General features: G+C 72.4%; 31 protein-coding genes. 16 read left to right on the forward strand and 15 right to left on the reverse strand.

Translation table 11 applies throughout. The features are described 5' to 3' along the window. Nucleotides 1–289: 289 nt before the first annotated feature. Genes O7542_RS02605 through O7542_RS02615 form a run of 3 tightly spaced genes read left to right on the forward strand, consistent with a single transcriptional unit; the run spans nucleotide 290 to nucleotide 2,726 of the window. Nucleotides 290–631 (forward strand): CU044_2847 family protein, encoded by a 342-nt coding sequence (locus tag O7542_RS02605; protein WP_210870026.1) that lies wholly within the window; start codon nucleotides 290–292, stop codon nucleotides 629–631. Then, the gene (locus O7542_RS02610) at nucleotides 628–1,692 is read left to right on the forward strand and encodes a serine protease (RefSeq protein WP_210888150.1); all 1,065 of its coding nucleotides are present in this window, start codon (nucleotides 628–630) and stop codon (nucleotides 1,690–1,692) included. The genes O7542_RS02605 and O7542_RS02610 overlap by 4 nt, the downstream gene beginning before the upstream one ends. After that, nucleotides 1,692–2,726, forward strand: a complete 1,035-nt coding sequence (locus O7542_RS02615) for a hypothetical protein (RefSeq protein ID WP_124778941.1) — start codon at nucleotides 1,692–1,694, stop codon at nucleotides 2,724–2,726. Before O7542_RS02610 ends, O7542_RS02615 begins: the two co-directional genes overlap by 1 nt. Before the next feature lie 50 nt (nucleotides 2,727–2,776). Here O7542_RS02615 and O7542_RS02620 read toward each other — a convergent pair whose 3' ends face one another. Beyond that, the gene (locus O7542_RS02620; protein ID WP_281605633.1) at nucleotides 2,777–3,568 is read right to left on the reverse strand and encodes an AAC(3) family N-acetyltransferase; all 792 of its coding nucleotides are present in this window, start codon (nucleotides 3,566–3,568) and stop codon (nucleotides 2,777–2,779) included. A 567-nt stretch (nucleotides 3,569–4,135) separates the two neighbouring features. On the opposite strand from O7542_RS02620, the gene O7542_RS02625 reads away from it, so the two are divergent. Continuing rightward, a complete protein-coding gene (locus O7542_RS02625) occupies nucleotides 4,136–4,720 on the forward strand; it encodes a GNAT family N-acetyltransferase (RefSeq protein ID WP_281605634.1) in 585 nt (194 codons plus the stop codon). Nucleotides 4,721–4,725: 5 nt separating this feature from the next. On the opposite strand, the gene O7542_RS02630 is transcribed toward O7542_RS02625, so the two are convergent. Next, the gene (locus O7542_RS02630; RefSeq protein ID WP_281605635.1) at nucleotides 4,726–5,913 is read right to left on the reverse strand and encodes an FUSC family protein; all 1,188 of its coding nucleotides are present in this window, start codon (nucleotides 5,911–5,913) and stop codon (nucleotides 4,726–4,728) included. 50 nt (nucleotides 5,914–5,963) lie between these two features. Further along, entirely contained in the window at nucleotides 5,964–6,431 is a 468-nt protein-coding gene (locus O7542_RS02635) for an SRPBCC family protein (protein ID WP_281605636.1), read from the reverse strand. 160 nt (nucleotides 6,432–6,591) lie between these two features. Here O7542_RS02635 and O7542_RS02640 point away from each other — a divergent pair, with 160 nt between their 5' ends. Next, nucleotides 6,592–7,362, forward strand: coding sequence for a GNAT family N-acetyltransferase (locus O7542_RS02640; protein ID WP_281605637.1), 771 nt, complete (start codon nucleotides 6,592–6,594; stop codon nucleotides 7,360–7,362). A gap of 15 nt (nucleotides 7,363–7,377) precedes the next feature. Here the strand turns inward: O7542_RS02640 and O7542_RS02645 are convergent, their stop codons facing one another. Next, nucleotides 7,378–8,061 carry a hypothetical protein gene (locus O7542_RS02645; protein WP_064448198.1) on the reverse strand — a complete coding sequence of 228 codons (684 nt, stop codon included), beginning with the start codon at nucleotides 8,059–8,061 and terminating at the stop codon, nucleotides 7,378–7,380. A gap of 59 nt (nucleotides 8,062–8,120) precedes the next feature. On the opposite strand from O7542_RS02645, the gene O7542_RS02650 reads away from it, so the two are divergent. Then, the gene (locus tag O7542_RS02650; protein WP_281605638.1) at nucleotides 8,121–11,258 is read left to right on the forward strand and encodes a BTAD domain-containing putative transcriptional regulator; all 3,138 of its coding nucleotides are present in this window, start codon (nucleotides 8,121–8,123) and stop codon (nucleotides 11,256–11,258) included. 7 nt (nucleotides 11,259–11,265) lie between these two features. Here the strand turns inward: O7542_RS02650 and O7542_RS02655 are convergent, their stop codons facing one another. Both O7542_RS02655 and O7542_RS02660 read right to left on the reverse strand, forming a co-directional pair. Next, nucleotides 11,266–12,090, reverse strand: coding sequence for an ABC transporter permease (locus tag O7542_RS02655; RefSeq protein WP_064448199.1), 825 nt, complete (start codon nucleotides 12,088–12,090; stop codon nucleotides 11,266–11,268). Next, on the reverse strand, nucleotides 12,087–13,043 hold the full coding sequence (locus tag O7542_RS02660) for an ATP-binding cassette domain-containing protein (protein WP_113972741.1): 957 nt from the start codon (nucleotides 13,041–13,043) through the stop codon (nucleotides 12,087–12,089). Before O7542_RS02660 ends, O7542_RS02655 begins: the two co-directional genes overlap by 4 nt. A gap of 126 nt (nucleotides 13,044–13,169) precedes the next feature. Between O7542_RS02660 and O7542_RS02665 the strand changes: the two genes are divergently transcribed. Beyond that, nucleotides 13,170–13,553: a hypothetical protein gene (locus tag O7542_RS02665; protein WP_043329122.1), complete on the forward strand. Its 384-nt coding sequence runs from the start codon at nucleotides 13,170–13,172 to the stop codon at nucleotides 13,551–13,553. Nucleotides 13,554–13,562: 9 nt separating this feature from the next. Here the strand turns inward: O7542_RS02665 and O7542_RS02670 are convergent, their stop codons facing one another. Both O7542_RS02670 and O7542_RS02675 read right to left on the reverse strand, forming a co-directional pair. Continuing rightward, the gene (locus tag O7542_RS02670; protein ID WP_281605639.1) at nucleotides 13,563–14,084 is read right to left on the reverse strand and encodes an SRPBCC family protein; all 522 of its coding nucleotides are present in this window, start codon (nucleotides 14,082–14,084) and stop codon (nucleotides 13,563–13,565) included. Between the two features lie 3 nt (nucleotides 14,085–14,087). After that, a complete protein-coding gene (locus tag O7542_RS02675) occupies nucleotides 14,088–14,396 on the reverse strand; it encodes a metalloregulator ArsR/SmtB family transcription factor (protein ID WP_104115004.1) in 309 nt (102 codons plus the stop codon). An 87-nt stretch (nucleotides 14,397–14,483) separates the two neighbouring features. Between O7542_RS02675 and O7542_RS02680 the strand changes: the two genes are divergently transcribed. After that, nucleotides 14,484–15,413 (forward strand): LLM class F420-dependent oxidoreductase, encoded by a 930-nt coding sequence (locus O7542_RS02680; protein WP_166456698.1) that lies wholly within the window; start codon nucleotides 14,484–14,486, stop codon nucleotides 15,411–15,413. Nucleotides 15,414–15,715: 302 nt separating this feature from the next. Here the strand turns inward: O7542_RS02680 and O7542_RS02685 are convergent, their stop codons facing one another. After that, on the reverse strand, nucleotides 15,716–16,123 hold the full coding sequence (locus O7542_RS02685) for a hypothetical protein (RefSeq protein ID WP_281605640.1): 408 nt from the start codon (nucleotides 16,121–16,123) through the stop codon (nucleotides 15,716–15,718). A gap of 67 nt (nucleotides 16,124–16,190) precedes the next feature. On the opposite strand from O7542_RS02685, the gene O7542_RS02690 reads away from it, so the two are divergent. Beyond that, nucleotides 16,191–17,417 (forward strand): FAD-binding protein, encoded by a 1,227-nt coding sequence (locus tag O7542_RS02690; protein ID WP_281605641.1) that lies wholly within the window; start codon nucleotides 16,191–16,193, stop codon nucleotides 17,415–17,417. A gap of 1 nt (nucleotide 17,418) precedes the next feature. On the opposite strand, the gene O7542_RS02695 is transcribed toward O7542_RS02690, so the two are convergent. Then, nucleotides 17,419–18,558, reverse strand: a complete 1,140-nt coding sequence (locus O7542_RS02695; protein ID WP_281605642.1) for a site-2 protease family protein — start codon at nucleotides 18,556–18,558, stop codon at nucleotides 17,419–17,421. Between the two features lie 151 nt (nucleotides 18,559–18,709). Between O7542_RS02695 and O7542_RS02700 the strand changes: the two genes are divergently transcribed. Beyond that, the gene (locus O7542_RS02700) at nucleotides 18,710–19,324 is read left to right on the forward strand and encodes a DUF6082 family protein (RefSeq protein WP_281605643.1); all 615 of its coding nucleotides are present in this window, start codon (nucleotides 18,710–18,712) and stop codon (nucleotides 19,322–19,324) included. 31 nt (nucleotides 19,325–19,355) lie between these two features. Here the strand turns inward: O7542_RS02700 and O7542_RS02705 are convergent, their stop codons facing one another. Together O7542_RS02705 and O7542_RS02710 are read right to left on the reverse strand one after the other, a co-directional pair. After that, nucleotides 19,356–19,562, reverse strand: coding sequence for a DUF397 domain-containing protein (locus O7542_RS02705; protein ID WP_064448206.1), 207 nt, complete (start codon nucleotides 19,560–19,562; stop codon nucleotides 19,356–19,358). A 13-nt stretch (nucleotides 19,563–19,575) separates the two neighbouring features. Further along, nucleotides 19,576–20,412: a helix-turn-helix transcriptional regulator gene (locus O7542_RS02710; RefSeq protein WP_281605644.1), complete on the reverse strand. Its 837-nt coding sequence runs from the start codon at nucleotides 20,410–20,412 to the stop codon at nucleotides 19,576–19,578. Nucleotides 20,413–20,682: 270 nt separating this feature from the next. On the opposite strand from O7542_RS02710, the gene O7542_RS02715 reads away from it, so the two are divergent. From O7542_RS02715 to O7542_RS02730, 4 genes are all read left to right on the forward strand, one after another. Continuing rightward, nucleotides 20,683–20,997, forward strand: a complete 315-nt coding sequence (locus tag O7542_RS02715) for a DivIVA domain-containing protein (protein ID WP_043329134.1) — start codon at nucleotides 20,683–20,685, stop codon at nucleotides 20,995–20,997. Beyond that, a complete protein-coding gene (locus O7542_RS02720; RefSeq protein ID WP_069088895.1) occupies nucleotides 20,994–21,248 on the forward strand; it encodes a hypothetical protein in 255 nt (84 codons plus the stop codon). Before O7542_RS02715 ends, O7542_RS02720 begins: the two co-directional genes overlap by 4 nt. A 65-nt stretch (nucleotides 21,249–21,313) precedes the next feature. Continuing rightward, nucleotides 21,314–21,598, forward strand: a complete 285-nt coding sequence (locus O7542_RS02725) for a hypothetical protein (protein WP_121685563.1) — start codon at nucleotides 21,314–21,316, stop codon at nucleotides 21,596–21,598. Beyond that, nucleotides 21,595–22,005 (forward strand): PIN domain-containing protein, encoded by a 411-nt coding sequence (locus O7542_RS02730; protein WP_043329139.1) that lies wholly within the window; start codon nucleotides 21,595–21,597, stop codon nucleotides 22,003–22,005. Before O7542_RS02725 ends, O7542_RS02730 begins: the two co-directional genes overlap by 4 nt. A gap of 13 nt (nucleotides 22,006–22,018) precedes the next feature. Here O7542_RS02730 and O7542_RS02735 read toward each other — a convergent pair whose 3' ends face one another. From O7542_RS02735 to O7542_RS02745, 3 genes are all read right to left on the reverse strand, one after another. Continuing rightward, entirely contained in the window at nucleotides 22,019–22,438 is a 420-nt protein-coding gene (locus tag O7542_RS02735) for a PIN domain nuclease (protein WP_064448209.1), read from the reverse strand. Continuing rightward, the gene (locus O7542_RS02740) at nucleotides 22,435–22,644 is read right to left on the reverse strand and encodes a type II toxin-antitoxin system VapB family antitoxin (protein ID WP_043329142.1); all 210 of its coding nucleotides are present in this window, start codon (nucleotides 22,642–22,644) and stop codon (nucleotides 22,435–22,437) included. Before O7542_RS02740 ends, O7542_RS02735 begins: the two co-directional genes overlap by 4 nt. A 72-nt stretch (nucleotides 22,645–22,716) precedes the next feature. Next, entirely contained in the window at nucleotides 22,717–23,568 is an 852-nt protein-coding gene (locus O7542_RS02745) for an alpha/beta fold hydrolase (RefSeq protein WP_274479186.1), read from the reverse strand. Between the two features lie 137 nt (nucleotides 23,569–23,705). Between O7542_RS02745 and O7542_RS02750 the strand changes: the two genes are divergently transcribed. Then, entirely contained in the window at nucleotides 23,706–24,449 is a 744-nt protein-coding gene (locus O7542_RS02750) for an SDR family oxidoreductase (RefSeq protein ID WP_166456689.1), read from the forward strand. Between the two features lie 109 nt (nucleotides 24,450–24,558). Beyond that, entirely contained in the window at nucleotides 24,559–25,443 is an 885-nt protein-coding gene (locus O7542_RS02755; protein ID WP_043329147.1) for an ABC transporter ATP-binding protein, read from the forward strand. Nucleotides 25,444–25,449: the final 6 nt, after the last annotated feature.

A 25,449-nucleotide genomic window follows, 5' to 3' on the forward strand; every position in this document is an offset into this window, starting at 1 on the left:
CCGCGTCCAGTCCGCAGGGGTCCACCAGGAGTAGTGATCGATGCGAGATGCCGTAAGGCATCGGCCCAGTCCTCAGTAGAGCGCGATATTCGACCAGAAGTCGTGTTGCTGACAATCGAACCGGCCGAATGCCTGATCCTGGCATCAGTGCGCGAACGCCAGGATCGATTTCAAGCCGGTTGAACGATCCTCGCGAGTTGCGGGTGTGCTGCCGGTCGATCCTCGACGCATTGTCGCGTCGTCTGCATTGTCCCGCTGACCTCTTTTTCCTTCCGTCCGAAGGAGTGCTGTGCCAGTTACCAGGCAATTCGCGGTGCATGGAGCGGATCCGGTTCTCATCGAGGTCGATGGCCAGGACCTGGATATTCGTGGCGGGAGCGCCGGCATCGGACCGGTGGGCCGCAGCGGTCGTACCGAACCGAGATCCTTCGAGGAGTCCCTTCGGAGCGTCCGCGCGGCGGCTCTCGAGGCCATGCGTGTGTTCCGCGAGGACCTGGGGCCGAGCGAGGTCAAGCTCACCTTCGCGGTGAAGATGACGGCTGAGATGAACGCCGTCATCGCGAAGACCGCATACGAAGGAAACCTCGGTGTCGAACTGGTCTGGCGACGGGAAGACTCCGCACCGAAATGATCACCTCCTCTGAACCCTGGCGGCTGCGGATCCGAGCCACGACGAATGATGGTGCTCCGTCGGAGGTGCTGGGAACCGCATTCGTCGTGGCGCCGGGCGTGGCCCTCACGTGCGCTCACGTGGTCGAGGGCCGGGTCCGGTGCTGGGCGGAGGCGCCGGGGGGCTGGGGCTCGGGCCAGGTCTGTTCCACCCGCTACGCGGTGCCGGGCTGGAGTCCGGGCCGGTACGACGGGACCGACGTGGCAGTCGTCGACGTGCCGGAGAGCTGGCCTACGGCGCCGCTCGGGCCTAGTGCGCCGCCGCGGCCGGAGACGCCGCTCGACGCGCTCGGCTTTCCGGAACAGTATTCGGCGGCGGACGACCGCGGTCAGCGGACCCGGGTCCAGGTCATCGGGCCTGATGAGACCGGGAAGCTCATCCAGGTGAACGGTCTGCCCGGATTCGACGGCCAGATCCAGCGCGGATACAGCGGCGGCCCCGTTGTCGACGTCACGTCGGGCCGCGTCGTCGGCATGGTTTCGACCGCCGACATGGACAAGAGGCTGCGGATCTCGTGGATCATCCCGCTCGCCACGCTGGCTGAGGCCTGGCCGCCGTTGGCGGACCTGCTCCCGGAGCAGATCCGCGTCGACCCGGAATTCGTCGAGGCGGTCGCTGCTCTCAACAATGGGGCGTACGCGCGGGCCCTGGAGCGCTTCAACACGCTCGTGAACATGTATCCACGCGAAGTCGATGTCTACTACTACCGGGTGCTGGCCGCTCTCGGCGGCCGACGCCCCGGCGGGTACCGGTACGAGGTGATCCGGGCGATGGAGAATCTGCTGCAGATCGGCATTCAGATCGAGCCCGGCCGTACGAGCAACCATTTGCGAGCCCTCTGGGCGCTGATCATCGAGGACTACTACGAAATCCGTGGCATTCCGACCGACCGCTCCAGGCTGCGCGGCCTTCAGGCGGCGCTGTCGGGCGTCGGCAGTGATCGCGCCCGCGAGATCATCAACCACGTTCCTGCTGTCGAGTGCCCGACCTGGCAGGGGCTCAGCCGAAACCAGGGGATCTGATGCATCCTGAACAACGCGCAGAGCGAGCCGGCAAGTATTTCGCGCCCGAACCGTCCACTCCGGTAGCCCAGTACGTCAAGCTGGCATTCGGTGGCGGACTCCTGCTGATGGCCCTGGTGATGTTCGCCGTCGGCGACGCGGCGATCTGTCTCGGATTCCTCTGTGGGGTCGGCGGCGCGGTGCTCGTCGTCCTGGGGCTCATCGGGCTCTTGAACTATGCGGAGGCGCGCCGGCGCGCCTATCCCCGGGCGACCGATCAGGAGATGGACGCCTGGCTGTACGGGGCCGAGGAAGCCATCGCGCAGATGGGCTACCGGCGGCTGAACATCCACCCCACCGAGCTTTCCCAGGGCAGGCAGCCCTATCTGGTCTTCTACGGAATCCCCGAACTGTTCTCGGTTCTCCCGTTCCACTGGAACAGGGGACGGGACGGCAAACTCCGCTACTCCGCGTACAAGATCATGATCGTCTACATGTCGAACTGGCGCCTGCCGGTGTACGAGTGCGTGCTCGACATCGCCACCGGGTTCACGATCCGCGACTCCACGAAGGAGTACGCGCTCGGCAACGTGGACGGGATGGAGACGTCCGCGGACCGGGTGAGCGTCTTCAACGAGCAGTGGAAACCCGGCTCCGACGGCAACAGCGGCGGGGTCTTCTCGGGAGCCATCGGCAACGGGCCGAACATGGGTGCACAGTTCGGGCACTACACGCAGCGCCAGATCATCAAACTGCTCGTCTCCGGCCGGGTGGCTGTCGACCTCTGGCTGGGGATCGCGCCCAACGAGGCGATGGGTATCCAGGGTGTGACGGAGCCGTCCTCCGTGGACAGGATGATCTCCCAACTCCGCGAGCACCTGCGGGAACACAGCGGCGCCGCGTATCCCGACGCGCCCGCGGCGTTGAGTGGACCCGCTGTGCCGTCGGGTGCGGACCCGACCGCCCTGTTGATGCCGCCGCCGTCCGAAGGTCACACGACCGAGCCGCTCCGCCAGCGTCCTCCTGGCGAGGAGAACGAACAACGCCCCGCGTGAGTCGAGCGCCCGTCCGTCGTGCGAGTCCGGGCGGCGGACGGGGACGGCGATCAGCCCGTGCGGTTGGTGGCCATCCACGCGGTCGCGAAGTCGACCAGGGCGCGTTGGCGCATCAGCCTGGCCGTCGCGCTGCCGACCCGGCCGACCGTCGCGCCGCCGGTGGCCTCGAAGTCGGCGCCCAGCCGGTCGAAGTCGTCCTCGTCGGTGACGACGTCGGTCCACGTGGTCCACCGGCTCGTTCCGTCCGGCAGCCGTACCGCCGAGCCCGTCACCGCCCGCGGCGGCGACGCCTGCCGCCATTCCGCCAGGTGCAGCGAGGTGTTGGAGCTGTGTTCGCAGCCGAGCAGCAGCACCTTGCCGCCGAGCCGGTAGACCGCGCCCAGCGGTGAGCCCTCGCCCAGCGCGTCGTCGAGGCGGTGTCCGTCCACGACATCGGCGGCGTGCGCGCCGAGCGCGGCGAACGACACCTGCGGATGGTCGCTGCGGCGGGCGCCCGGCCAGGTGCGTACCGTCTCGGCGACGGCGCCCATCCACCGGCTCGGCGTGCGCGCCGGGTCGAAGCCCGGGGTGTGCTCGCGGATGACGGGCCACCACGCCTCCGGTACGGGCGGATGCCGCCACCCGGCCGGATCCGTGTTGTCCGGCGTGTGCGTCGGCACCACGAGGGTGCCCTCCGAACCGAGCGCCTCCAGCAGCGCCAGCACCACCGCGTGGGTGCCCCCGGCGACGAACCCGAGACTCCGGTACGACGAGTGCAGCAGCAGGACGTCGCCCTTGGTGACGCCGAGCGTGCGCAGGTCGTGCGCGATCGAGGCGACGGTGTGCGGTGCGGCCTGGTCCACGCGGCGCAGTGTAGGCGGGGCCCTGAGCAGGATTCTCGCCGATTCCGGGATAGCGGCGGCGTCCCCGCGCGTCTGTCACTGGTGAACGAGGAGACGAGGGCGGTGCGGTGGACGAGGACGAACGGGCGGTGCTGGCCGAGTTCGTGGCGAGCCGTGCGCCGGCGCTGATACGGGTCGCCTACCTGCTCACCGGCGGGGGATGCCGGTTCACGTAGTCGCGGGCGCGGGGGAGCGGATCACCCCAGTACTGGTGCGGCATGCGGTGATGGCGAGCAGGTCCGCCTCCCGGTTCCACCCGGCGTGGTCGAACGCCCAGTCCGCCCAGGTCGCGTACACGTGGAAGACCTGGCGCTCGCCCGCGAACCGCAACCCCGCGAGGCCGATCGGCCGGTCCGGGTAGGTGTCCCGGCACACCCAGGCCGTTCCCGCGGCGTACGCCGGAAGACGCCCGCTGCCGTCACTGCCACCAGCGCACCCTAGCCGAGCGGCCACGTGACGCGTGGACCCTCACACGTGCCGATCTGAACCCGATTGACATGTGGGGTGGTCGGCGGGGGAGAGTCGGGCATGCGCTTTCAGGTGTCCACACCGCCCGCCGTTCCCGCCGGTACGTTGGCCGCCGGCCCGCAACCGACGTTGCCCGCCGAGGGCGGCCTGGTCCTGCGCCCCTGGGCGGACGGGGACGCGCCGACCGTCCTGGCCGCGTACCAGGATCCGGAGATCCGCCGCTGGCACACCCGCCGGCCCGCGTCGCCGGAGCAGGTCCTCCAGTGGTTCGCCCACTCCCGTCGATCGTGGCAGGAGGAGACGGGCGCGAGCTGGGCGGTGACCCGGGGCGACGAGGTGGTGGGCCGCATGACGTTGGGCGGCGTCAACCTCGACGACGGCGAGGCCGCGTGCGCGTACTGGGTGGTTCCGGCCGCCCGCGGCACCGGCGTGGCCTCCGGCGCGCTGCAGGCGCTGAGCGCGTGGGCGCTCGCGGACGGCCGGCTGCACCGGCTCTGGCTGGACCACTCGACCGGCAACGTCGCGTCGTGCCGGGTGGCGGTCAAGGCCGGGTTCCGGCTGGAGGGCACCAAGCGCAGCGCGGCCGTGCACGACGACGGACGGCACGACATGCACCTGCACGCCCGCGTCCGCGGGGACGACTGACCGGGTCACGACTGCGCGGCGGCCACCTCCCGGATGCGCCGCAGCGCCTCCGCCCGGTCCATCCCGGTCGCCTGGAGGATGTCGCTCGCGGCGGTCCGGACCTGCCCCACGATCACCGTGCCGGACAGCCCGGTCCCGGCCAGCTCCGCGCGCGTCGCGGCCGCCACCGCGTTCAGCGCGTGCCGGCGGGCGTCCTCCGGACCCTGGTCCGCGAGAACCTCCTCCTGTACGGCGTGCACCGCCGCGCCGAGCGCCTCCACGGCGTCCGGCAGGCTCTCCGGGATCGGCTCCCCGTCCTCGATCAGCACCACGGCCCGCCGGGCCAGCACGCGGGTGTTCCAGACCGCCTGGTCCACGTCCGGCGCGCCGAGCTGGTAATGCTGAACGGATCGCCGCCTCGGCCACCGGGCCGGGGCGAGGTCGACGGTTTCCTTCGCGCCGCCGAAGACGTCCCAGAACCGGCCCAGGTCCGTGCCGATCGCCTGCGACCGGCTCAGCGCCCGGTCGGCCAGCTCGTGGTCGCGCCGCCGCAGCGCGGTGGCGGTCGCCGCGAGCTGGTCGGCGAGCTGCCGCAACGTCGGCGCGGCCACCCGCCGCATGACCCGCAGCGGGTTGATCGGCACCAGCAGCAGTGTCACCACCAGTCCCACGCCGCCGCCGATCAGCGCGTCCACGAAGCGGGGGAACTCCAGCGTCTGCCGGGACGAGGAGAGCGCGCCGAGCAGCACCGCCGTACCGCTGGCGTTGCCCACGATCCCGCCCCGCGTACTCAAGGCCAGCGCGACCAGGACGGACGCCGCGACGATCACGCCGGTCTGCCACACCCCGGCGCCGACGGCACCGATCAGCAGGTCCGACACGATGATGCCGAGCGTCACCCCGGCGAGCAGCTCGACGGTGTTGGAGAGGCGCCGTCCGAACGACGAGGTGATCACCGCGACCGCGGCCGCCGGGGCGAAGATCGGGCTCGGCATGCCGGTGATCCAGCGCGCGACGGCCCAGGCCAGCGCCGCCGCCAGACCGGCCTGCACGGCGAGTACGGACTTGACCCGCAGCTGCTGCATCCGGTCTCGCCCGGCGGCCCGGCCGCGCTCGTTCACGCGCTCCCACGCCTCGTCGAACCGTTCCGCGTCCAGGCCGGCGCGCCGCGACGACCCCCGCCGGCCGTCGCGCCCCTCCCGCTGCCCGGTCACCGCGGGCGGCTACCCGCAAAAACCGCCGCCAATCCCGGCGTCCGCCGAGGTCAGCCGCCCGATTCGAGGTACGCGGCCAGGTGCGCCAGCGAGGACGCGATGCCCTCCTCGTGCACCGCCTGGTCGATGCCCGGCGGTACGCCGGTGGCCGTGACCGTCACCTCGGTGCCGTCGCCGGCCGCCGCGAGGTGCCAGGTCATGGTCATGGTGCCCGCGTACGCGGGGTCGTCGGCCTGGAACACGGCGGTCTGCACGACCCGGCGCGCCGGTACGAGTTCGGCGAACCCGACGTCGACCACGTCGGTGGCGTCCGACGTCTTGCCCGGGCTGCCCGCCGGATCGAGATAGGTGAGCACCATCCGGAACCCGCCCCCGGGCCGGGGATCCCACCGCTCGATCCGCCCGCGCATCCCGTCCGGCGGCAACCAAGCCTCCAGGGCCGCCCGGTCCACGAGCGCGTCGTAGACGGCCGCCGGCGCGGCCCCGATCGTCCTGCTGCCCCGATCGACCCTGCTCACCCCCCAACCCTAGGCGCCTCCCACCGCTCGCCGGTCCCGCCCGACGCCGATCTTGGAGTTGTGGCGGTTGACAAATGTCACCGAGTAGGGCGATTCAGGCACCACAACTCCAAGATCGGCGGGGAAGCGGGGGCGGGGCGCGCCGGGTACGCTGCCGCGAATGCCGGTACTACCGCACCCCGACGCCCCTGACGACTCGCTGCTGTTCGATGCCGACGACGTGCCGCTGGCCCGGATGCGGCTGCGGGACGACGACGGCACGCGGGTCGCGGCCGGCGTGAGGCCGCTGGCCGGGGCGCCGTTCACCCGGCTCGTCGCGCAGGTGCGGCGTGACCTCGCCGGGCATCGGCTGGAGACGCCGGACGAGGCGCTGGCGGCGGCGCTGGTGGCCGACGGGCTGAAGCTGAGCCGGGCCGCCACTGACATGCGGCACGACCTGACCGACGTGCCCGCGCCGGTGGCGCTGCCGGACGGCTGGTCGCTCGGCGCCCCCGGCTGGGACGACGACCTCGCCGCAGGGCTGGACGCGGCGTACGGCCCGGACCACCCGGACGGCCGCTGGCAGCCCAGCGACACCGAACAGGTGCGGGCGATGTTCGACACCGGTGAGCCGGTGCCGCCCCTGGTGCCCGCCTCGGCCCTGCTGATCGACCCGGACGGCCGCAGCGCCGGGCACGTGCTGTGCGCCGGGCCGGTGCCGTGGACCGACGACGACTGCGTCTGGATCCTCAACCTCGGTGTCGCGCCCCGGGCGCAGCGGCGCGGATTCGGGCGGGCGCTGCTCGTCCACGCGCTGCGCGGCGCGCGGGAGGCGGGACTGCCGTCCGTCGGCCTGTCGGTGGTCGACGGCAACCCGGCCCGCAGGATGTACGACGCGGCCGGTTTCCGCGTCCTCACCCGGGTGCTCACCGTCCGGATCCCCGACGCGTAGCCCGCCGGGGAACCTTCAGGCGCCGGTGAGCAGAGGGTGGTGCTCGGACCAGAGCCAGCGCAGGTAGTCGCGTAGCCGTTCCGGGGTGGCGATCCACCCCTGGCCGGGATAGCGGAGCAGCCGGCTGACCTCGCCGGCCACCAGGTCGTACCCGGCCGCGCCGGTCTCCGGCACCGGGGCGTCCGGTGCGACAGCCACTGGTAGCGGCACCATCGGGATCCGCAGGCCGGCGTCGTCGCAGGCCCGCAGCACGGTGAGGTAGACCCGGACCAGGTGGTACGGCGAGACGACGAGCGCGACGCTGCCGATGCCCAGCGCCCGTACCTGCTCCACGACCCAGGTGGCCTGCCGGCCGGTGCCGGTGACCGGCTCGGCCTGGAGCACGACCCCGTCGACCCGGCGCAGACCGAGTCCGCGCAGCCGGTCCAGCGTGAGCGGGCGGTACGTCCGCTCGGCCGAGTCGGTGTTCGCCACCAGCAGGTGCCGCAGCGCCGGGCCGGTCTCCCAGGCGCGGATCGCGTCGGTGAGACGCCAGTCCTCGCCCTGGCCGGTGGCCACCACCAGCGCGTCCACCCGCTCGGCGGCGCGGTGGGGGAGCGTGAGGACCATCGTGACCGCCTCCAGCACCGCCAGGAGCCGGTCGGCGGGGACGTCCGCGAACGCCTCCGGCCCCACGAGCCGTGGCAGCGGGCGGGACACACTCGTCACGCCCGCGATCTTGCCACCATCGGTTCGCCAGCGGGTGAGAGAGTGACATGGTGCGGGTGGGGATCCTCGGGCCGCTTGAGGTCCGCGACGGCGACCGGCCGCTCGACGTCGCCGGGGCGCGGCTGCGGGCGCTGCTGATCCGCCTCGCGCTGGACCCGGGCCGGCCGGTGAGCGTGCCCGCGCTGGCCGAGGCGCTCTGGGCGGACGAGCCGCCCACCGACACCGCCAACGCGGTGCAGACGCTCGTGTCCCGGCTGCGCCGGGCGGTGCCCGGGCTCGGGGTACGCAGCAGCCCCGCGGGCTACCGGCTCGACCTGGACCCGGACGACGTGGACGCGGGGCGGTTCGAGCGGCTGACCCGGCAGGGGCGGGCGGCGCTTCGCGACGGGGACCCGGCGACGGCGCGGACGATGTTGCGCGACGCGCTCGCGCTGTGGCGGGGGCCGGCGCTGGCCGAGGTCGCCGACGCGCCGTACGCGGCGGCAGCGGTGGCGCGGCTGGCGGAACTGCGGCTCACCGCGCAGGAGGACCGGATCGAGGCGGAGCTGCGCGCCGGGCGGCCGGAACTGCTGGTCGCCGAGCTGGAGGAGCTGACCGCCGCGCATCCGCTGCGGGAGCGGCTGGCCGAACTGCACCTGCGTACGCTCGCCGCCGCCGGGCGGCCCGCCGAGGCGCTCGCCGCGTACGAGCGGATCCGGCAGCGGCTCGCCGACGAGCTGGGCGTCGACCCGTCACCGCAGTTGCGGGCCGCGCACCTGGAGCTGCTGCGCGGCGAGGCGGCCCCGCCGCAGCCGACGGCCGTGACGCGGGGCAACCTGCGGGCCGCGCTCACCACCTTCGTCGGGCGCGACGAGGACCTGCGCCGGCTCACCGGGCTGCTCGCCGGCAACCGGCTGGTCACCCTGCTCGGGCCGGGCGGAGCCGGCAAGACGCGGCTGGCGAGCGTGGCGGCGGGCCGGCTCGCCGACGGCGTACCCGGCGGGGCGTGGCTGGTCGAGCTGGCGCCGATCACCGACCCGGCGGACGTGCCACGGGCCGTGCTCGACACGCTCGGGCGGCGGGACCGGAAGCTGGAACCGGTACGCCAGCCGGCCCGCGACACGCTCGGCCGCCTGGTGGACACGATCGCCACCGACGAGACGCTGATCGTGCTGGACAACTGCGAACACGTCGTCGAGGCCGCCGCCCGGCTCGCCGAGGACCTGCTCGGCCACTGTCCGGGGCTGCGCGTGCTGGCCACGTCCCGGGAGCCGCTCGGCATCGTCGGCGAGGTGCTGGAACCCGTACCCCCGTTGCGGCTGCCACCGGCGGACGCCACGCCGGGCGACGCGCTCGCGTATCCGTCGGTGCAGTTGCTGCGCGACCGGGCCGCCGCCGTGCGGCCCGGGTTCGCGGTGACCGGCGAGAACGTGGCGGCAGTGGTGGAGATCTGCCGGCGGCTCGACGGCCTGCCGCTGGCCATCGAACTCGCGGCGGCGCGCCTGCGGACGCTGTCGCCGCGGCAGGTCGCGGCCGGTCTGGACGACCGGTTCCGGCTGCTGACCGGCGGCAGCCGCACCGCGCTGCCCCGGCACCGCACGCTGCGGGCGGTGGTGGACTGGAGCTGGGGGCTGCTCACCGACGACGAGCGGCAGCTCGCCGAACGGCTCGCGGTCTTCCCGGCGTCGGTCACCGCCGACTCGGCGGCCGGCGTCGCCGGCCCGGCCGCCGTCGCGCTGCTCGACGCGCTCGTGGACAAGTCGCTGCTCCAGGTGGTCGGCGACGGGCGGTTCCGGATGCTGGAGACCATCCGGGAGTACGGGCTGGAACGGCTCGCCGCCGCCGGGGCGTCGGCCGGGGCGCGCGCCGCGCACGCGGCGTACTTCCGGGAGCTGGTCCGGACCGCGGAGCCGCACCTGCGCACGGCCGGTCAGCTGCCGTGGCTGCGGCTGCTGGAGGCGGAACGGGAGAACATAGTCGGCGCGCTGCACTACGCCTGCGACGCCGGTGACGCCGACACCGCGCTGCGCATCGGCGCGGGGCTGGCGTTGCCGCTGGTGATCTGGGGCGACGGCGGCATCGGCGGTGACGTGCTGGCCCGCGCGCTGGCGCTGCCCGGCCCGGCCCCGGCGGAGGAGCGGGCGGTTGTGCTCGCCATCCGCATCGGTTCGGAGCTGGCAGGCGGCGAGCGGGGGCCGACGCCGGAGCAGATCGCCGAGCTGACCACGACCCTGCGGGCGGTGGAGGGGACCAAGCATCCGATCGTGGGGCTGCTCGCGCCGATGCTGTCGATCTTCGACGACGACACGGCGGCCGGGATCGCGGCGATCGACCGTGCGCGCGGGCATCCCGACCCGTGGACCGACGGCACGCTGCTGGGGGTACGCGGCAAGTTCAAGGAGAACGACGGCGACGCCGAGGGCATGCTGCGTGACCTGACCGACGCCGCCGCGGAGCTGCGCGCGGTCGGCGAGCGGATGAGCCTGTCGCACGTGCTCAGCGAGTACGCCGACGCGCTCACCAAACGCGGCGACTTCGAGGCGGCGACCGCGGCGCTGGAGGAGTCGGTGCGGCTGGCCCGGGAACTCAACCCGGCCTCCGAGCCCGGCTTCCAGCTGATCTGGCTCGCCGCCATCCGGGCCCGCTCCGGCGACGTGGCCGGCGCCAAGGCCGAACTGCGCCGGTTCGTGACCGACCGGGACGGCCGGGACGGCGCGTTCGGGCTGATGATGCTCGGCAGCATCGCCCGCTCCGAGGGGTCGCTGGACGAGGCGCAGGAGTGCCTCGCCGAGGCGACGCGCCGCCAGGACGAGACGCCGTTGGCCGCCCCGCAGTTCCGTGCCCTGCTGCTGACCGAGACGGGCCATCTGGCGCTGGCCCGCGGTGACCTTCCGGGTGCGCGTCGCTGTCTCGACGATGCGACCACGCGCAGCCTCGCCGCCCGGGACATGCCGGTGGTCGCGATCGTCACTGTCGGCTGGGTGGCGTTGGCGGTGGCCGAGGGCCGGTACGAGCGCGCCGCCGAACTGCTCGGCGTCTCCGACTCGCTGCGCGGGCGGCCGGACCGCTCCAATCCCGACGCGCAGCGGCTCGCCGAGCGGCTGCGCGCCGAGCTGGGCGAGGACGGATACGCCGCCGCGTACGCCCGGGGCCACGGCCGCAGCCGGGCCGACGCCCTCGCGTTCGTGGGCGGCGACCCGGCTGGATGAGGCGCCCTCAGGCGCGGCGGCGGTAGGCGCGGACGGCGAGCGGCGCGAACACCGCGATGATCGCCACGGTCCAGAGCAGCGACCGGGTCACCGGCCCGGCCACCGGGCCGCCGATCATCAGACCCCGGGCCGCCTCCATCACGTCGGCCACCGGGTTGACCCCGACCCACCACTGCAACCAGCCGGGCAGCGTGTCCGTCGGCACCATCATGTTGGTGCCGAAGGTCAGCGGGAACAGCAGCAGGAACGCCGTGCCCTGCACCGCGCCCGGGCTGCGCATCAGCACCCCGAGCAGCACGCCGATCCAGCTGACCGCGAACGCGAACGCGATGGTCAGCAGGCAGGCGGCGAGCGCGGACAGCGGATCGGTGCCGATCCGGAAGCCGAGCGCGTAGCCGAACCCCAGCAGCACCGCGATGGAGACCACGAACCGGACCAGGTCGCCGACCACCGAGCCGACGAGCGGCGCGGACCGGGCGATCGGCAGGCTGCGGAACCTGTCGAAGACGCCCTTCTCCACGTCGGTGTTGAGGCTGACGCCGGTCGCGATGGACGCGAACAGCACGGTCTGCACCATGATCGCGGGCAGCAGGAACTGCAGGTACTCGTGCTGCGAGCCGGCGACCGCGCCGCCGAGCAGGTAGACGAAGATCAGCACGAAGACGACCGGCTGGAGCGTGACGTCGAGCAGTTGTTCCGGGGTCCGGATCGTCTTGACCAGGCTGCGGCCGGCCAGCGCGAGACTGTGCCGGACCAGCCCGAACGGACGGGCGGAGGCGCGGGGCGTGCCGGTCCGGGGCGGCGGCGTCGCCGTACGGGTCGTCGTGGTCATGCCGCCACCTCCGCCTGCTCCTCGGCGCCGTGGCCGGTCAACGTGAAGAACACCTCGTCGAGGCTGGGCAGCCGCAACGCCAGCTCGACCACTCCGATGCCGGCGTCGTCGAGCCGGCGGACCACAGCGGTGAACGGGGCGTCGTCGTCCACCGGCACGGTCAGCACGCCCGGCCGGGGCAGCTCGGGATCGGCCCCGGTGGCGGCGCGCAGGATCTCGGCGACCGCGCCGATCCGGCCCGGATCGGTCGGCCGGACCACGATCGTCTGGCTGCCGGCGATCCGCTTCAGCTCGCCCGGCGTACCGTGCGCGATCACCCGGCCGTGGTCGATCACCGAGATCTCGTCGGCGAGCGCGTCGGCCTCGTCCAGGTACTGCGTGGTCAGCAGCACCGTCGACCCGTCGTCGACGAGCGAGCGGACCACACCCCACATCTCCTCCCGCTTCGCCGGGTCCAGCCCGGTCGTCGGCTCGTCCAGGTAGATCACCTCCGGCCGGCCGACCAGGCTCGCGGCCAGGTCCAGGCGGCGGCGCATGCCACCGGAGTACGTCTTGGCCGGGCGTCCGGCCGCGTCGGTCAGGCCGAACCAGGCGAGCAGCTCCGCCGCCCGCGCCCGCGCCTCGTGGCGGCTCAGGTCGAGCAGCCGGCCGATCAGCACCAGGTTCTGGGTGCCGGTCAGGTCCTCGTCCACCGAGGCGTACTGGCCGGTCAGCCCGATCAGCCGCCGTACCCGGGCGGCGTCGGTGACCACGTCGTAGCCGCCGACAGTCGCGCGCCCCCCGTCCGGGCGCAACAGCGTGGCGAGGATCCGTACCGCAGTGGTCTTGCCGGCGCCGTTGGGCCCCAACACCCCCAGCACGGTCCCCCGGCGTGCGGCGAGGTCGATCCCGGCCAGCGCGGTGGTCGTACCGAACCGCTTGACCAGGCCCTCCGCTTCGAATGCGTAACTCATGACGCCGACGATGGCCGGGGCCGCTGGCACCGGGCGCACACGCCGCGCACACCGCCGTGTGCGCGGCGGCGAAATCGAGTACGCGTGCTCATTCGCCAGCCCCGCCGGCCGGGCAGGATCGAAGGCGTGACGACGAGACGTACGCTGCTCGGCGGTCTGTTCCTGGCGCTGGCCACGGCCGGCGCGTGGGTGGCCTGGCTGAGCTGGGAGTCCGGCTGGACCGTGGACCCGCAGACCGGTGACATGAGCGGGCCGTACGCGGTCTGGCAGGTCGCCGCCGCGGTGCTGACCCTGGGCGCGCTGGCCGCCGTCGCCGGCTGGTGGCTGAACATCTGGCTGGTGGCGACCGTGATGACAGTGGCGTTCACAGTTCCGTGGGCGGTGCACGCCGCCTCGACCGACGACACCGGCCTGTGGGCGGTCGGGGCGGCGCTGGTGGCGATCGGCACCACCATCGGAACGACGCTTGTCGGCGGCGCCGCCGGGTGGCTGCGCCGCCGGACCGGGTGACCGCAGTCGTCAGTCGCGGTTCAGGCGTTCGGCGTACGCGTCGCGCAGGTCCGCCCAGCCGAAGTCCTTCGCCTCCGCGCCCCGGATCGGGCCGACCGGGTCGTCGTCGAGCAGATGCGCGGCGACGTCGAGGCAGATGTGCCAGCCGGCGGCAGTCATCGCGGCGAGGTCGGGACCGCCGACCCGGTGCCGCAGCGTCAGCGTGGTGCCGTCGCCGTTGGCGGCCAGCTCCCAGCGCAGCAGGTCGTCGCCCCAGGTGTACTCCAGCAGGTGCGGCCGGTCGGCGCGCAGCACCCGGGCCGGCGCCGGGTAGCTCTGGTCGCCGTCGACGGCGCTGAGTACGGCGTCGCCGGGGCGGCCCAGGTCACGGTCGGCCAGGAACGGCGCCCACTCGGCGAGCCGATCCGGGTCGGTGAGCGCGGCCCACACGGTTTCCGGCGGGTGCCGCAGGTCGCGGACGAAGACCAGTTCGTTTTCGGGTGTCAGCTTGACCCGGGCGAGTGGGCCGGGGCGGAACGTGGCGCGGTCCATCTGTCACTCCTGACTGTCGAGATGGCGTTCCAGGGCGTCGAGATGCGTGGTCCACATCGACCGGTACGGCTCGAGCCAGTCGTCGACTGCTCGTAGCGGCGCGGTGTCGACCCGGTAGATCCGCCGCTGCGCGGCAGTACGGCAGGTGACCAGTCCGGCGTCGCGGAGCACGCGCAGGTGCTTGGAGACGGCCGGCTGGCTCATGCCCAGCGCGTCCACCAGCTCGCCGACGCTGCTCTCGGTCCGGCGCAGCCGGTCCAGGATGCGGCGCCGGGAGGGCTCGGCCAGCACGGCGAAGGCGTCGACTGTCACGCCTTCAATATGCCTCATCGGTTATATGCCTGGCAAGGAATGACAGGTCGCGCTGCCCCGCGCCGGCCGGCTCCATATGCTCGGGGCATGGAACTGCGGATCTTCACCGAACCCCAGCAGGGCGCCACGTACGACCAGCTCCTCGCCGTGGCCCGGCGTGCGGAGGAGACCGGCTTCGCCGCGTTCTTCCGCTCCGACCACTACCTGAAGATGGGCTCGGTGAGCGGTGACCCCGGCCCGACCGACGCCTGGACCACGCTCGCCGGGCTGGCCCGCGACACCACCCGGATCCGGCTCGGCACGCTGATGACCGCCGCCACGTTCCGGCTCCCCGGCCCGCTGGCGATCACGGTGGCGCAGGTCGACCAGATGAGCGGCGGCCGGGTCGAGCTGGGCATCGGCACCGGCTGGTACGCCGAGGAACACACCGCGTACGGCATCCCGTTCCCGCCGCTGGGGGAGCGGTTCGACCGGCTGGAGGAGCAGCTCGCGGTGATCACCGGGCTCTGGTCCACCCCGGCGGGCTCCACGTTCGACTTCCCCGGCACGTACTACCCGGTCAGCGACTCGCCGGCGCTGCCCAAGCCGGTGCAGCGCCCCCGCCCGCCGATCCTGCTCGGCGGCATGGGACCGAAGCGCACGCCCCGCCTGGCCGCCCGGTACGCCGACGAGTTCAACCTGCCGTTCGTCTCGGTCGAGGACACCGTCACGCAGTTCCAGCGGGTACGCGACGCCTGTGCCGAGATCGACCGCGATCCGTCCACGATGGCCTGGTCCAACGCGCTCGTGCTGTGCTGCGGCCGCAACGAGGCCGAGGTGAAGCGGCGCGCCGAGGCGATCGGCCGTGACCCGGACGAGTTGCGCGCCAACGGCGCCGCCGGCACGCCCGCCGAGGTGGTCGAGACGCTCGGCCGGTACGCCGAGGCGGGCAGTTCCCGGGCCTACCTCCAGGTGCTGGACCTGACCGACCTGGACCACCTGGAGCTGGTAGCCGCCGAGGTGATGCCCCACATCTGACCCGGCCCTGTCTGCCGCCCGTCCCGCCTCCCGCCTCCGCCTCCCGTCGAGATCTTGGTACGGAACGGCCCCTAAAGGGGCCCTTCCGTACCAAGATCTCCAGCGGTCCCACCTTGCGGAACAACAATCTCGCGTTACGGGAGGCACTCCCGCGCCGCCCCCCACAAACCCCGCGATCTTGCGGTTGCGGCCCTTCCGGTGCCGGATTTACGGCTCTTGTCGGGGCGGCAACTGCATGATCAACGGCGGTGTGGACGCCAGAACTCCAAGATCGTCGCCGAGTCGCGTGGGCGGCGGGTGGGTCAGCTTGTTGTGGCGCGGCGGACCGTGTCGAGGCGGCCGTCGCGGTCGCTGTCCAGGTACGTCACGTCGGGTACGCCGTCGCCGTCCAGGTCGATCTGCACCACGTCGGCCACACCGTCGCCGTCCAGATCCGTGACCACCTCGACGGAACCGTCCAGGTGCCGGGTCACGATCGACCGGCCCGCCCCCTGGCGCGGCGGCGGCCCCGGGTGGGGCACCGGCGCGGGCTCGGGCTCCGGCGTGGGCCCCGGCACCGGCGCGGTCGCGGCGGGCGTCACACCCACACCGGCGGGTCCCGCACCGGCGGGCGGCATCTCCGCAGCGTCGGGGTCCACGCCGGTCGGGTCGATCTCCTCCTCCGACGGGTACACGTCGCCGCGGAGGCTCGGGTCGCGGTAGCTGCTCATCCCGCCAGGATTCCCGCCGAGTGGCCGGGGCAACCCTGTCGGCGCATGATGGCGGATGATGGCGCGCATGACGGACACGAACTGGGCCGGAAACGTCAGCTGGTCGGCGCGTACCCGATCGCGGCCGACCTCGACCGACGAACTGCGGCGGCTGGTCGCGGAGGCCGACCTGGTCCGGGCCGTGGGCACCGGCCACTCGTTCAACCGGCTCGGCGACACCACCGGCACCCAGATCGCGCTGGACGGCTTGCCACCCGCCGTCGCGCTCGACCCCGACCGCGGCGCCGTCACCGTCGCGGCGGGCGTCCGCTACGGCGACCTGGCCACCGCGCTCCAGGCCCAGGGGTACGCGCTGGCGAACCTCGCGTCGCTGCCGCACATCTCGGTGGCCGGCTCGGTCGCCACCGCCACCCACGGCTCCGGCGCGCGGAACCGCAACCTCGCTGCCGCCGTCGCCGCGCTGGAACTGGTCACCGCCGACGGCGATCTGGTCACCGTCGACCGGACCGATCCGCGCTTCGCCGGGCTGGTGGTGAACCTGGGCGCGCTGGGCGTGGTCACCCGGCTCACGCTCGACGTGGTGCCTACGTACGAGATCCGGCAGCACGTCCGTCTGGGCCTGCCCCGCGCCGTGCTGGACGAGGCGCTCGACGCCGCGTACAGCGTCAGCGTCTTCACCTCGTGGCGCTCGGAGCGCTTCGACCAGGTGTGGGTCAAGCAGTACGCCGACGAGGCCCCGCCGCCCGCCGACTGGCTGGACACGGTGGCCGCCGACTCGCCCCGGCACCCGGTGCCCGGCATGTCGCCGGAGCACTGCACCGCTCAGCTCGGCGAGCCGGGGCCGTGGCACGAGCGGCTGCCGCACTTCCGGCTCGGCTTCACCCCCAGTAGCGGCGACGAGCTGCAGTCGGAGTGGCACGTGGCCCGGGCCGACGCGACGGCGGCGCTCGCCGCGCTCGACCCGGTCGCCGACCGCATCGCCGCCGTGCTCCAGATCTGCGAGCTGCGTACGGTCGCCGCCGACGAGCTGTGGCTGAGCCCGAACTTCCGGCGCGACTCGCTGGCGCTGCACTTCACCTGGATCGGCGATCCGGTCGCTGTCGCGCCGGTGCTGGCCGAGGTGGAGGAACGGCTCGCCCCGTTCGCGCCGCGCCCGCACTGGGGCAAGCTGTTCGAGCGCGACCCCGCCGCCGCGTACCCCCGGCACGCCGACTTCGCCGCGCTGCTGCGCGAGTTCGACCCGAAGGGGAAGTTCCGCACCGCCGAGATGGACCGTTACTTCCCCCGGGACTGACTCAGCGTCCGGCCGGCATCTGCTGGCGCAGGCTGCCGCGCTGCACCGCGCGGCTGATGTCGCTGGGTGAGACGATGCCGACAAGCTGGTTGTCGACCACCACGAGGGCGCGGCCGTCGGTGCACTCGTTGAGCCGGGGCAGCAGGTCGGTGAGCTGCTCGTCCGGGCGGGCGAGCACCAGCTCGTCGGCCCGGCAGGACACCTCGGCCAGGGTGGTCGACGCACGGCGGTCGGCCGCGATGCCGCGTACCCGATCGAGCGTGACCAGACCGACCGGCCTGCCGTCGACGGTCAGTGGGAGCGCGGAGTGCCGGTACGCGAAAAGGTAGTGGTCGACGAAGTCGGCCACTGTGAGGTCGCCGGACGCGGTCTGCGGCTGCGGCGTCATCACGTCGCCGACCCGGATGCCGCGCAGCGCGTCGCCCATCCGGGCGGCGCGTTCCTCCTGGCCGGCGGCACCGAGCAGGAACCAGCCGATCAACGCCAGCCAGAGCCCGCCGAACCCGGCGCCGGTGAAGAACCGCCACAGCCCGAGCCCGATCAGCGCGACGCCGAGCACCCAGCCCGCGCGGGCCGCCACCACCGACGCCTTGGTTCGATCGCCGGTGACCTTCCAGACCGCCGCGCGCAGCAGCCGCCCGCCGTCGAGCGGGGCGGCGGGCAGCACGTTGAAGATCGCCAGCAGTACGTTGATGCCCGCCAGCCAGGCCAGCGCGCCGAGCAGCAGCCCGTGCCCGCCCGCGGCGGCCACAGCCACCGCGATCGCCGCGAAGAACACGCCGATGATCAGGCTGACCAGCGGCCCGACCCCGGCGATCCGCAGCTCGGCGCCCGGGTCCTTCGCCTCGCCCTTCAGCTCGGCGACACCGCCGAACAGCCAGAGCGTGATGCCCTCGACCTCGATGCCGTTGCGCTTGGCGACCACCGCGTGCGCCACCTCGTGGGCGAGTAGACCGACGAAGAAGACCACGGCGGCGGCCAGGCCGGCCGCGAAGTAGGCGACGGGGGAGTGACCGGGGTACGAGGCGGGGAACAGGCTCGCCGACAGCGCCCACGCGATCAGCACGAAGATGACCAGGACACTCCAGTTGACGCCGACCGGTACGCCGGCGATCCGACCCAGACGGAAACTCGCCCTCATGTTTCCGTCATACCCGGCGGACCCACCCGCACACCAGAACCTGCCGCACGGCGTGCCGGTTCTGCGGTGGGTGCAGAGCCAGGAGGATCGGGGTGCCAGGTGGCGGCGCGTTCGATTGATCAACTTTGATGGGAGAACTAGCCTTGCGTAGATGAGGAGTGTTCGCGGCGTAGCCGTCTGGGCGTTGTTGGTCTTCTTGGGAGGGCTTGCGCTGCTGCTCTCCCCGCCCCTGATCGACTACGCCTTCGATCCGAGTACCGACTGGGAGCGCTTGGCGAATATCGGCCAAGCCTACGGCTCGGTCTCCATGCTTCTGTCCGCGCTGGCTCTCGTGGGTGTGGTCGCCACCACCATCAGTCAAAACAGGCAGGCCCGCATCGCATTGGAATACGCGCAACGTGACCAGCACGCCTTGTTGCTCAAGATGGCCATAGATGATGCCGTGCTGATGGAGTGCTGGGGGTCGCTGACCCAGGACCCTGCCCCTGAACGGCGGAGGCAGCGGGCCTACATCAATCTGATCCTCAACTTCTGGGCCACGACCTGGCAACTGGGCGGGATGCCTGAGAGCCAGTTGCGAGGACTGCTGGCGGCTGACATCTTCGCCACCGAGATCGGCTTGAGGTTCTGGGAGCAGGCGCGGCTTACGCGGAAGATCGTGCACGCGGGGGCGCAGCCAGCAGCGTTCGACCGGATTGTAGAGGACGAGTACCTGCGCGCCTTGGCGAAGCTACGAAGCACGGAGGCTTCGGGCATTGGATCGTAGGGTCAGGGTGCGCGGGCGATGCCTGCCGCGTTCAGTTCCGGAACGTCTCGTGCTTGACGCCCGCGACGAAGGTCGACCAGGCTGCCGGGTCGAAGGCGAGGATAGGACCTCGCGGGTCCTTGCTGTCGCGTAGCCCGACCACGCCGGGCAGGTTGTCGGCGACCTCGACGCAGTTTCCGGAGCCGTTGCTGCGGGTGCTCTTGCGCCAGGTCACCGCCGCCTGGTTGGCCTCTTCCACCCGCGCCGTCCTCTCATAGCTCGTCGATCGCCCCCAGGATCAGGTCGTGCGACTCGCGGGCGCCGGCCGCCGTGGCGACCAGGTGCTCGAAGACGCGGCTGTACTCCCTGACCTGTTGGCCTTCGAGGTAGAGGCTACCCGCGCGGGTCTCGACGTAGACGACCCCCGGATCGGCCGGCTCGGGGAAGGCCAGCACGCTGAAGGCACTGCCCATCGACCCGTACTCGCCCGCGCCGAAGGTCAGGATCTGAATGGTGCGGCCAGGTCGGTCGGCCTCCTCGGCCAGTCGCCGCAACTGCGCCGCGAACAGCTCCGCGCCGCCGACCGGCCGCCGTAGTGCGGCTTCGTCCAGTACCACCCAGAGCTTCGGCGGAGTCTCGGTGTCCTGTCGCCGCATGCGCAACTCCACCCGCCGGTCCACCTCGTCGTTCGGGGCGTCCGGGTGCTCGGCGCGGATGACCGCGCGGGCGTAGTCGGCGGTCTGGAGTAGACCCGGAACCAGTTGCGGCTCGAACGCGCGGATCTCGGAGGCCTCGGCCTCCAGCCCGACGTAGACCTCGAACCAGTCCGGCAGCACGTCGTCGTACGCCTGCCACCAGCCGCGCTTGCGGGCATCGCGGGCGACCTGGACGAGTGCGTCCACCTCGTCGCCTTCCACCCCGTACAGCTCAAGAAGTCCACGGGCGACCGGCGGCATGACGGACACCTGGGCGTTCTCGATGCGGCTGATCGCCGACTTCGAGATCCCCACCTCCTTGGCGGCCTGGTCGGCGGTCATGCCGGTCTGCTCACGGAGGCGACGGAGGGCAGCGGCCAGGCGTCGACGTCGGACGGTCGGGCTTCCAGTCATGCCGGTCAGTGTGGCGGAAGCGGACGAGCTTCGCAATGACATCATCCCGAATCGGGAGTTGCGCAAAGGGTGCGGTCCACTGCACGATGAGTGAGTGGCCGGATCGGCTGGGTCATCGGGTGTCGACCTGGGCCACGCGTTGTGCCCTGCTGACGTACTGCTGGTCGAAGGCTGCGGTGGCAGGTGCCGGGGTGGGTCCGCCGGTGCGGGGCGGGCCGGTGGGCCCGCCCTTCCACAGTTCGATCTCGACGGTGAGGGGCAGGTCCTGTCATGCGCGTCTTCCTCCGGCGTGTCCGGCGTCGCCGGCGGTCGGTCCTCGGATCGACCTGCTACCGCTCGTCCACCTACCAGCCCCTGCGTCCGTGGCAGGTCCGTGAGCGGAGCTTCCGGACGACCCAGCTGGGCCGGCGTGGGCTCGATCCGCAGGAGGTGCGGGAGTTCCTCGACCGCGTCGCCGGTGACCTGGCCGTCGTCTACGACGCGCTGGCGCAGAGCCGCCGGGAGACAGACCGGATCAAGAACGCGCTGCGTCGCTGGCAGTCGGAGCAGGCCCGGGCCCGCAACGAACGGGGGTACGACAGGTGACCGAGCGATGGGTGATCCACCTGCCGGTCGTCGTCAACGACCTGCTCTCCGCTCAGCGGCTGGCCCGGGTGGTGGCGCACTGGTCGCACGTCCTGCCGCAGACCGAGCCCGGCGGCACCACGGTCTCGGCGGAGGACGACCAGAACGTCCGCCACTGGGTGTTCTGCGACCGGTTGCTGCCCGGTGGGCAGCGGTGTCTGCTCCGGCCCGGACACGACGGTGAGTGCTCCCGGCGGTTCCGGCCGCGATGAGCACCCGCTCGACCGGCACCGCGTGCCGCACCGAAAGCGGAGTATGCACGAGCTATGGTGAGAGTATGACGCGGCGCATCACGATCAGCCTGCCCGACGACGTGGCCGAGTACGTCGAGCGGTCGCAGGGCACGACGTCCGGCTTCATCGCCGACGTGCTCCGGCGGAAGATGCGAGCGGACGGTCTGCGTGCCCGATGGGCTGAGCACGGCTATGTGGTGACCGACGAGGACGTCGAGCGGGCTCGCCGGAGGCTGGCACAACAGCCGCCGATCACCGACGAGCAACACGATCGGAACATGGAGTGGCTACGCCAGTTCGGGGACGGTGACGGGGCGGCTGCCGCGTGAACGGGCTCGTCCTGGACACGTCCGCACTGCTCGCGTACGCCGCTGGGGACAGCGTCGAGCCGGGTGCGCTGCTGACCCTCGCGCAGGAGGATCCCGAGCAGGAGGTGTGGATCCCGGCGCTCTGCCTGGGGCAGGCGCAGCTTCAGGTAGCGGGTACTCCGGCCGCCGATCTGCTCGACCTGCTCCTCGACACGGACCGGGACATCCGGATCGCGGTATACGACGGTCCGACCAGCCGGCGGGTGGCCCGGATCGCGGCGAGCCGCAAGGTGCCGCTCGACGTGGCCCACGCGATCGCCACCGCCGTGCTCTACCGGTGCTACCTGGTCACACGGGACGTCGGGACGGTAGCGGCGGCGGCCCCGCCCGACCTCGAGGTCCTCGACATCTCCGACTCCTGGGAATGAGGACCGTAGTCGGTCAGTCGGCCTTTCCGGCCGGGACGACCCACGTCGTCGGCTGGCCGGTGATCGCGGTGATCAGGTCGAAGTCGCCGTCGTAGTGCAGAACGGTCACGCCATGCCGTTCGGCGGTGGCGGCGATCAGCAGATCGGCCATCGAAAGCGCGCGGTGGTTGCCCTTGTGCAGCGCCTGCACCTGGACGTCGATCGCACGATCCCAGATGTCGTCCGGCATGGCGAGCCAGTCGAAGCCGCGAAGCAGCCATCGAGCGCGCTGCGCGTCCTTGGCCGAGCGGGCGCTGTGCACCACCTCGATCTCGACCGCCCCGCAGACCGCCAGCAGACCGCGCTCGGACAACTCGTCCAGGACGGGTGCCACGGCGGGCTTCGGCCACCTGGCGAGCGCCGACTTGTCGAGAAGGTAGCGCTCCCGCGTCATGCCGCTTCGGGCTTCGACGCCTGCTGCGGGTCGGTGAGGTCCGGCAGGCCGCCGCTCTTGAGCCAGTCGGCGAACTCCCGGCGCTTCTCCCGGTTGACCACTTCCTGCAGCGCGGCGTTGACGGTGGCCTTCTTGGTGCCGGTACCGAGGATCTCGGCGGCCTCGGCCAGGAGGTCGTCGTCGACGTCAAGGATGGTCCGGGACACGTGCGCCTCCTCGTCCGAGCACTCGAACGAGGTGATGATATCAATTTTCGCTGATCTTGATATCTCCGTGGGTCAACGCCGTCGCGGGGCCTCGGCGACCACTGTCGGGGAATACTCGTTCGCCGCCTCGACCGCCCACTCCAGCGCGTAGTCCGCCTCCTCCTCCCAGCCCGGTTCGCCGCCGACGAAGTGCGACCGGCCGGGGAACTCCCGGTAGCCGGTGAGCGCCGTCGAACTCCGGTAGAGGTTGGCGATCGAGCTGGCCAAGGTTGCGGGCACCACGTGGTCCTCGCCGCCCGCGGTGATCAGCAGCGGGGCGCGGTCGCTGCGCTTCTTGTCGATCTCGGTGGCGGAGTTCGGGTCCAGGTTGGCGAACGCGGCCTCGAACAGCACGTGCCCAGCGCCCGGTACGGCGTACCGCTCCCAGGCGGCGTCGGACTCCTGCTGGCTGATGGTGTTGCCGAAGGCGTACCGGAAGTCCTCCGGCGTGAACGGCACGGCGCGGTGCCGGTTGGCCGGGTTGTGCAGGATCGAATATCCGGACCGCAGCGTGCTGGGCGGCAGCTTGAGCACACCCCGTACCGGCGCGGGGTGCACGGCGACCACCGCGGCGCCGAGGCGGCGGTCCGCCAGCAACTGGGCGATCAGGCCGCCGAACGAGTGGCCCATGATGATCGGCGGGCGCGGCAGGTCCCTGACGATCGCCGCGTAGTGGTCGGCGATGTCGGCGATGCGCTGCGCGGCGATCGGGGCCGGGTCGGCCCGCAGCTCCTCCACCTCGCGGTCCATCCCGGGCCAGGCGGGCGTGAGCACCTGGAAGCCGCGCGCTGAGTACCGCTGCGCCCAGTGCTCCCAGCTCCGCGAGGTCATCCAGAGCCCGTGGATGAGCACGATCGTGTCGACCCGTCCCGTCGGTGCGCTCATGTCCGCCTCCCCGTTTCGCCGCTGGACGGCCCGCGCGTACCCGGACTGGGCGCCGGCAATCCTGCCTGACCGGCCGGACAGGAATTGACGGCTGACCCGGATGATCAGCGTCCTGAGTCGACTGTCAGGATGACGACATGACGGTCAGACTTGCCGACAGGGTTGCCCTGGTGACGGGCGGGAGCCGGGGTATCGGCGCCGCCGTCGTGCGCCGGCTGGCCGAGGACGGCATCCACGTCGCGTTCACCTACCGCACCGCGCAGGACAGCGCGAAGTCCGTGGTGGCCGAGATCGAGGCGTACGGGCGGACCGGCCTGGCGATCAACGCGGACAGCGCCGACGCGACGGCCGTGATCGGCGCAGTGGACCGGACCGTCGCCGAGTTGGGGCGGCTGGACATCCTGGTCAACAACGCCGGCGTGTTCGCGGGTGGGCCGATCGAGTCGGTCAGCCTCGACGCCCTGGACCGGGCGATCGCGGTGAACGTGCGCGGGGTCTACCTCGCCACCCAGGCGGCGGTACGCCACATGGGCGCGGGCGGGCGGATCGTCAACATCGGCAGCAGCTTCGCCAGCCGCGTCCCGGCACCGGGGGTGAGCGCGTACGCGATGACCAAGAGCGCCGTGAACGGGCTGACCCGGGCGCTCGCCCGCGAACTCGGTCCGCGTGGGATCACCGTCAACCTGATCCTGCCCGGCTCGACCGACACCGACATGAACCCGGCGGACAGCGCGGGCGCGGACGGGCAGCGGTCGCACATCGCCCTCGGCCGGTACGCGACCCCGGACGACGTGGCGGCGACTGTCAGTCACCTGGTAGGCCCCGGCGGACGGCACGTCACCGGCGCGTCGATCGCGATCGACGGCGGCGCGACGGCCTGATCGGCCCCAGAGCGTCCGGCGTCGGCGGCGTGACCGCCTGACAAATGTCACGGCCGGAAGGTGACTGCCGCTCCGGGGAACCGGACACCGCACGCCGGAGCATCGGGACATGACCGATTCCGCACCGGCCGTGGACCTGGCCGGACTCACCAAGACCTTCGGCCCGGTGACCGCCGTCGACGGGCTCGACCTGCGGATCGCCGCCGGTGAGGTGGTGGCGTTCCTCGGCCCCAACGGCGCCGGCAAGACCACCACCGTCGACATGCTGCTCGGGCTGGCCCGCCCGGACGCCGGCACGGTCCGCCTCTTCGGCGGCGAGCCGGCCGACGCCGTCCGGCACGGCCGGGTCGCCGCCGTGATGCAGACCGGCGGCCTGCTCAAGGACCTCACCGTCGCCGAGACGGTACGGATGACCGCGCACTTCTACGGCCACACCCGGCCGGTGGCGGAGGTGCTGGAGCGCGCCGGCATCGCCGGGATCGCCGACCGGGCGGTGGGCAAGTGCTCGGGCGGTCAGCAGCAGCGCCTGCGGTTCGCGCTCGCGCTGCTGCCCGACCCGGACCTGATGGTGCTGGACGAGCCGACCACCGGCATGGACGTCGAGGGCCGGCGCGACTTCTGGCAGGCGATCCGGGCCGACGCCCGCTCCGGCCGGACCGTCCTGTTCGCCACCCACTACCTGGACGAAGCCGACGCGTACGCGGACCGGATCGTGCTGATCCGCCAGGGCCGCGTGGTCGCCGACGGCACCACCGCCGAGATCAAGAACCTTGCCGCCGGGCGGGTGGTGCGGGCGACGCTGCCCGGCGCCGACCAGGCCGCGCTCGCCGCGCTGCCGGGCGTCCGCTCGGTCGAGGTACGCGGCGACGCGGTCCTCGTGCACACCGGGGACTCCGATGTGGTCGCCCGGCACCTGCTGACCCGCACGGACGCCCGGGACCTGGAGATCACCTCACGCAACCTCGAGGACGCCTTCCTCACCCTGACCGCCTGAACCGGG

Origin of the sequence: Micromonospora sp. WMMC264 (assembly GCF_027497275.1) — a bacterium.
Taxonomy (GTDB): Bacteria; Actinomycetota; Actinomycetes; order Mycobacteriales; family Micromonosporaceae; genus Micromonospora; species Micromonospora chalcea.